Source organism: Acidiplasma cupricumulans, assembly GCF_001402935.1.
Lineage (GTDB): Archaea > Thermoplasmatota > Thermoplasmata > Thermoplasmatales > Thermoplasmataceae > Acidiplasma > Acidiplasma aeolicum.
Genome location: NZ_LKBH01000312.1, coordinates 1 through 5,624, shown reverse-complemented (window position 1 = coordinate 5,624; position 5,624 = coordinate 1). Strand labels below are relative to the sequence as shown.

Below are 5,624 nucleotides of genomic sequence, written 5' to 3'. Positions count from 1 at the left end.
TTTTATTAAAAATTAATGTTATATATTTATATCCTTTTTTTATATCTTTTCATGGAATCAGTTATTACAGCCGCAGGAAAGGGCACAAGGGCTAACCTGCCCAGGAATATGAGGAAGGAAATGCTTCCTGTTTATTCTGTAAGGGATAATAAAATAGTTTTAAGGCCTGTTATAGATGTAATAATAAATAAACTCTCAAATGCAGGCATTGATAAATTTTTTGTTATAATAGACAAAAATGATAACGGGACAAGGGATTATTTATTATCACTGGATTATAAAATAGAGTTAATTTATCAGGACAAACCAAAAGGGTACGGATACGCTGTATCACTTGCATCAGATTATGTTAATTCAAATTTTATTCTTAATGCAGGGGATGGCTTCATACTAAAGGATGATTATATTATTAAAATGATTAATTATTTTAAAATAAGAAAAAAAAGTGTAATCTCATTAATGAGGGTAAAGGATCCGTCAAGGTATGGCATAGCAAGTATTGCCGGAAAAAAGGTATTGAGCGTTGTGGAAAAGCCCGAAAAACCTGAAACAAATTATGCACTTCCGGCTTTTTACATTTTTGAAAGGGGTATTTTTAATTACATGAAATACGATGAGTTAACACCAGCAATTAATGATTTTATAATGGCCGGCAACGATGTTTACTATTATTTGATAAGAAATTCTGACTGGGTGAGCATCGGTAGAAGTGAGAATTATTATAAAATACTAAGAAAAACATATAATTACTCTGAAAGGAATTTAAAAAAATAATTTTTATTTATTCCATTTTGTTTTTGGCATTATTGAATCCTTTAATTTGATAAGCCTTTTTTTATTATTTTCGAGATCAGAAAGTATTACAGGAATTTCATCATCCAGTGACCTCTGCCTTCTATAGCCGATCTTCTTAAGATTTTCATTAGCTGGATTGTAATAATGGTCCTGACTCTCAATCCGCGGGTCATCAATGTGTGATACTTCTATATCGGTACCTGTTAATGATTTATAATTTTTGGCAACTGCGCCGGCGATGTAATTAAGGGAATAATACTCATCAAACTGGTTATAAACGCGGTACTCATTATGAGGTGGGTTATTCAATATTAGGTTAAGGCATGTGATACTATCCTCCAGGGATAAAAACGCCCTTTTCTGATTTCCCTGACCATAAACTGTTAATGGAATCCCAAGAATTGCCTGGGATGCAAATCTGTTCAATACAGTGCCATAAATTTCGTCTATATCGAACCTTGTATTTAGATTATACTTATTAATTTCACCGGTTCTGGTACCATAAACAACTCCCTGCATAACATCGCTTATATTTAATCCCCAGATTTTGTTAGCAAGCATTAGATTGTATGAATCGTGCACCTTTGACATGTGATACCACGACTGCCCCATCCTTGGGAATGGTAAATAATCAGACCTGCCATGGTATTCAATATTAAAAAACCCCTCCGGTATATCTATATTTGGCGTTCCATACTCACCCATGGAACCAAGCTTAACTATGTGTATATCCTTTTTTATATCCTTAACAGCATATATTATATTCATTGTACTCTTTATATTTTTTATCAATGTCTCATTTGCTGTATCCAGGGAAATCATTGAATACGGTGCGGATCTCTGCTCTCCAAGATGGACAATGGCATCGGGCATGGTATTTTTAATAAGATCATAAATAAATTTTGGATTGCTCACATCACCATAATAAAATTTTATTTTATTCCCTGTTTTTTTTATTCTTTCATTCATTGAATCGATTTTTATGGCAGAATCGGCATTAACCTTTCTTGACCTTTTCCGGGTATAGAAATTATCAGCACCATAAACCTCATGCCCCTGATCAATGAGCCTTAATGCAAGCGGGAAACCAATGTAGCCATCTATGCCCAGTATTAAAACCTTCATTGTTGATTATGTTTCATATCCTTATAATATTTTTTAAATAAGATATATTTAATATTTGGTATGAAATAACGGTATATGTCCATCGCCATAGATTTTCTTAAAGTCTTCATGCCATTGCTTGTTGTCATTGACCCCTTTGGAAATCTTGTAATTTTTGTTTCATTAACGTCATCATTTAACCGTGAGACAAGAAAATCAATATCAAAGGATGCAATTGTTTATGGTGGGCTGATAATATTAATATTTGCCATATTTGGTGATCTTATAATAGAATTCTTTGGCATCTCCATTGAGGCCCTTGAAATAGCCGGCGGATTAATCCTTCTTTTGATGGGAATTGAAATGGTGCGTGAGGGTGCAAAACCGGAATCATCAACAGGCGATGAAAAGAATATGGGCATTGTCCCCCTGGCAACACCATTACTTGCAGGGCCTGGAACCATTTCACTGGTAATTATACTTATGAAAGGCCCTTTTATCACAAAAGTATTAACAATTATATCTGTATTTCTGGTTCTTGCGCTTGTATATGTCTTTTTTGTTTATTCATCCAAAATTTTAAGCATACTTGGAGATAAGGTTATGACGGCAATCACAAGGATTTTTGGTCTGCTTTTATCAGGCTTTGCAATACAGTATTTCCTTGATGCCCTTATAGCATTAAATATAATAAAATAGATTAATATCCGGCATTCCCCTGTATAATTTCATGGGGCCTGTATTTGCTTTCTATTATTTTTACATCATCATCTGTTAATTTTATATCCAGTGCATTTATATCTGATTCGAGGTATTCTATTTTATTTGCACCTATAACAGGTATAAATCCCTTTTTTACTGTATATGCCAGGGCTATTTGTGCTGGTGTTGCCCCCCTTTCAGATGCTATTTCCATAACGCTATCAAGAACATTATAATCGCATTCCCTGAAATATCTCTGCTTCATTACCGGATATGTTTTTGTTCTAACTGTCTCAATGTTTTTGTTTTTTTGGTATTTTCCTGATAAAAATCCGGCTGCAATTGGGCTAAATGGAGAGTATGTAATATTTTTCTTCCTGCAGAATGGTATTACATCACGCTCATCCTCCCTGTAAACAGCATTGTAATGGTTCTGCACTATCTGAACACCAAAATTCTCTTTTAGGCCTGCAACGGTATTGAATTCTGCGAGCTGGTACCCAAGGGCATTGCTAAGGCCGCAATAATGGGCCAGGCCATTATGTATGAACTGCGATATTGTTTCAACAGTATCATTAACGTCCATTGTATCAAAGTATGCATGAAGAAAGTATATATCCACATAATCGGTATTGAGCCTTTTCAGGCTTTCCCTAATGGCTCGTGATAAATTTTTCCTGTTAAAACCGTAATAAAAATCTGACATTTTTCCGGCACCCTTTGTGGATATAACAAGATCATCCCTGTATCCACTTATGGCCTCTCCAATTATTTTTTCTGATTCGCCATATGAATATATATTTGCTGTATCTATAAAATTTATTCCATAATCTATAGCCTTTTTTATTATTTTTATGGATTCTTCCCTGCCAGCCATCCATTGGGAGGTTCCGAAGGACATGCCCCCAAGGCATAATTTTGATATTTTTAAATCCGTTGACCCGAGAGTTGTGTATTCCATAAATATAAAGTTAATAATCAATTATTAATTTTTGTCATCTCATTATTTACCTATCAGAATTTTTAATTGAATTATGGTATTTACATCCTGTTCTGAGAAAACATTCTGAACATTGTGGTGTGCTTTTGCAGTAAGTTTTTGACAGTTCAACAATCATTGCATGAAGATTTTTTAGCATTGATATATCCTTTTTAAGATCATTTAATGCATAATTTTGTATCATATCAAATGTAAAATTTTGATTATAGTACCTTTTCAGGAATCTTTTTGTGTAGGCATCAACAACAAAAACCGGATAGTTAAGGGCATAAAGCATTATTGAATCCAGTGTCTCCTGACCAACGCCCTTTATATTCTTTAAAAAATTTGATATATTTTTTATATCCCTATTCTTCATATTATCCAGTGTGCCATATGAGTCAATAACTGCATCAGCAATATTTTTTAGATAAACCGCCTTCTGATTATAAAATCCTGAGGGCATTATGTATTTTTTTAATATTTCAGCATCCATATTTTTTATAGCATTTAAATTTAATAACCCATTATTTTTAAGATTAATAATGGATTTTTCCACATTTTTCCATGACGTATTCTGTGTTAATATGCATCCTATGACTGTTTCATCGTCTGAGGATGAGGGCCACCATTTTAAATCTCCATAATGATCGTAAAGAATTCTATAAAGTTCATTAAACATAAATAATAATTATAAATTTTTATTAAAATATTGGTTTTATACTTTATAGTATCATGTCCTCTATCTTTGTTGTTCTGTAATATCCATCGTATGTGTTTTCTATTTTTTCACCATTATATAATGTTGTATAGGCCTCATTTTTATATCTTGCTGCAACAATTCTGCCTATGGAATCTCCCTTCATTATTCCACCACCGGTTGTTCCGGAAACTATAACCATATTAAGTGCATTAAATATATACGGCATGAAGTCTATTGTATTGTATGAATAATATCCGGCCCATGAGGATGTAATTTTAGAATTTTGAAACGCCGGGAAATATGCATCGAAAATTGGCTTAATATTATAGGAATAAAATTCTGGTTCAGGTTCGGGATGCTCTGTAAATGAAAAATCACGGTTTATATCATCTGCGAGGCTTGTCCAGAAGGCACCTGCAGAGGGATATGGCCTGGCATAAACCCCTGTTGGGAAAATGGTAAATGGAAACACGCCAGAATCATTAAAGATGTTTTTGTTTATTATTTCCCTTATTCCTGGGCTTGTAACCTGAAATATCATTCTTTTCTTTGGCCTTAAATGGCTGTCAATGCCCACAGGGTCAAGAAGTGCGGTGGTCCATACATCCGTGCATAAAATAAAGAAGTCACCGTATATTTTTTCCCTGTCTGTTTCTATGTACTTTATGGATGATTTCTGCCAGTTAAACGGCTCCCCTGGATAATCAAGGCTTACATCAGGCTCAAGCCCAAGCCTTTTAACATGTGTGTTAAACCTCACATCAACGCCCATTGATGTAATCTGATCAAAAAAATATTTAGACAGCAGATCCGGCTCTATAATTCCTGCATTAGAGTCAAGAATGGCCGTTTTTATTGAGTCTATATTCATAATTTTCCTTGTTTCAGAATCTATATTAACATTAAATATGCTGCTTAAATCCTCGGTAATTATTCTGGAATTTGGGTATTTTGATACAAATTTTTCATCCTTTTCATGATCAAATAAAAATAAATATCCGCAGAATTTCATGCCAATATCTATTCCCTGCTTGTCCTGAAGGTTTTTATAGAATGCTATTGAGGCCTGCGCCATAATCTGGTTTTCCCTGAGGGAGAAAAAATCCCTGAATGCTGCTGCACTCTTTGCCGTGTTTCCCTGTGAATATGTTCCGGCCTTATCAACAACCAGAATCTTCGCATCAGGATTTCTTTTTTTAAGATGGTATGCAGAGCTTAGCCCGGTAATACCGGCACCAATTACAATTATATCATAATTCATAGTGAGTACAAAATAAAACTTTATATAAATTTATCCAGAAGAAGTTTGAATTAAAAAGATAAGCACTGTCTATTTTTATA

Annotated in this window: 6 protein-coding genes; 2 read left to right on the top strand and 4 right to left on the bottom strand. The window is 33.9% G+C overall.

Features of this window, described 5'->3' with window-relative positions:
• Positions 1 to 51: 51 nt before the first annotated feature.
• On the top strand, positions 52 to 774 hold the full coding sequence (locus AOG55_RS09055; RefSeq protein ID WP_048101078.1) for a nucleotidyltransferase family protein: 723 nt from the start codon (positions 52 to 54) through the stop codon (positions 772 to 774).
• Positions 775 to 777: 3 nt separating this feature from the next.
• On the opposite strand, the gene agl3 is transcribed toward AOG55_RS09055, so the two are convergent.
• Positions 778 to 1,920, bottom strand: coding sequence for a UDP-sulfoquinovose synthase (gene agl3 / locus AOG55_RS09050; RefSeq protein ID WP_055041207.1), 1,143 nt, complete (start codon positions 1,918 to 1,920; stop codon positions 778 to 780).
• 75 nt (positions 1,921 to 1,995) lie between these two features.
• On the opposite strand from agl3, the gene AOG55_RS09045 reads away from it, so the two are divergent.
• The gene (locus tag AOG55_RS09045; protein ID WP_048101076.1) at positions 1,996 to 2,598 is read left to right on the top strand and encodes a MarC family protein; all 603 of its coding nucleotides are present in this window, start codon (positions 1,996 to 1,998) and stop codon (positions 2,596 to 2,598) included.
• 1 nt (position 2,599) lies between these two features.
• Here AOG55_RS09045 and AOG55_RS09040 read toward each other — a convergent pair whose 3' ends face one another.
• The 3 genes from AOG55_RS09040 to AOG55_RS09030 are packed head-to-tail and all read right to left on the bottom strand — an operon-like array spanning position 2,600 to position 5,544.
• Entirely contained in the window at positions 2,600 to 3,562 is a 963-nt protein-coding gene (locus tag AOG55_RS09040; protein ID WP_048101075.1) for an aldo/keto reductase, read from the bottom strand.
• A gap of 46 nt (positions 3,563 to 3,608) precedes the next feature.
• Positions 3,609 to 4,262: an endonuclease III domain-containing protein gene (locus AOG55_RS09035; protein WP_048101074.1), complete on the bottom strand. Its 654-nt coding sequence runs from the start codon at positions 4,260 to 4,262 to the stop codon at positions 3,609 to 3,611.
• 43 nt (positions 4,263 to 4,305) lie between these two features.
• Positions 4,306 to 5,544, bottom strand: coding sequence for an NAD(P)/FAD-dependent oxidoreductase (locus AOG55_RS09030; protein ID WP_055041206.1), 1,239 nt, complete (start codon positions 5,542 to 5,544; stop codon positions 4,306 to 4,308).
• Positions 5,545 to 5,624 lie beyond the last annotated feature (80 nt).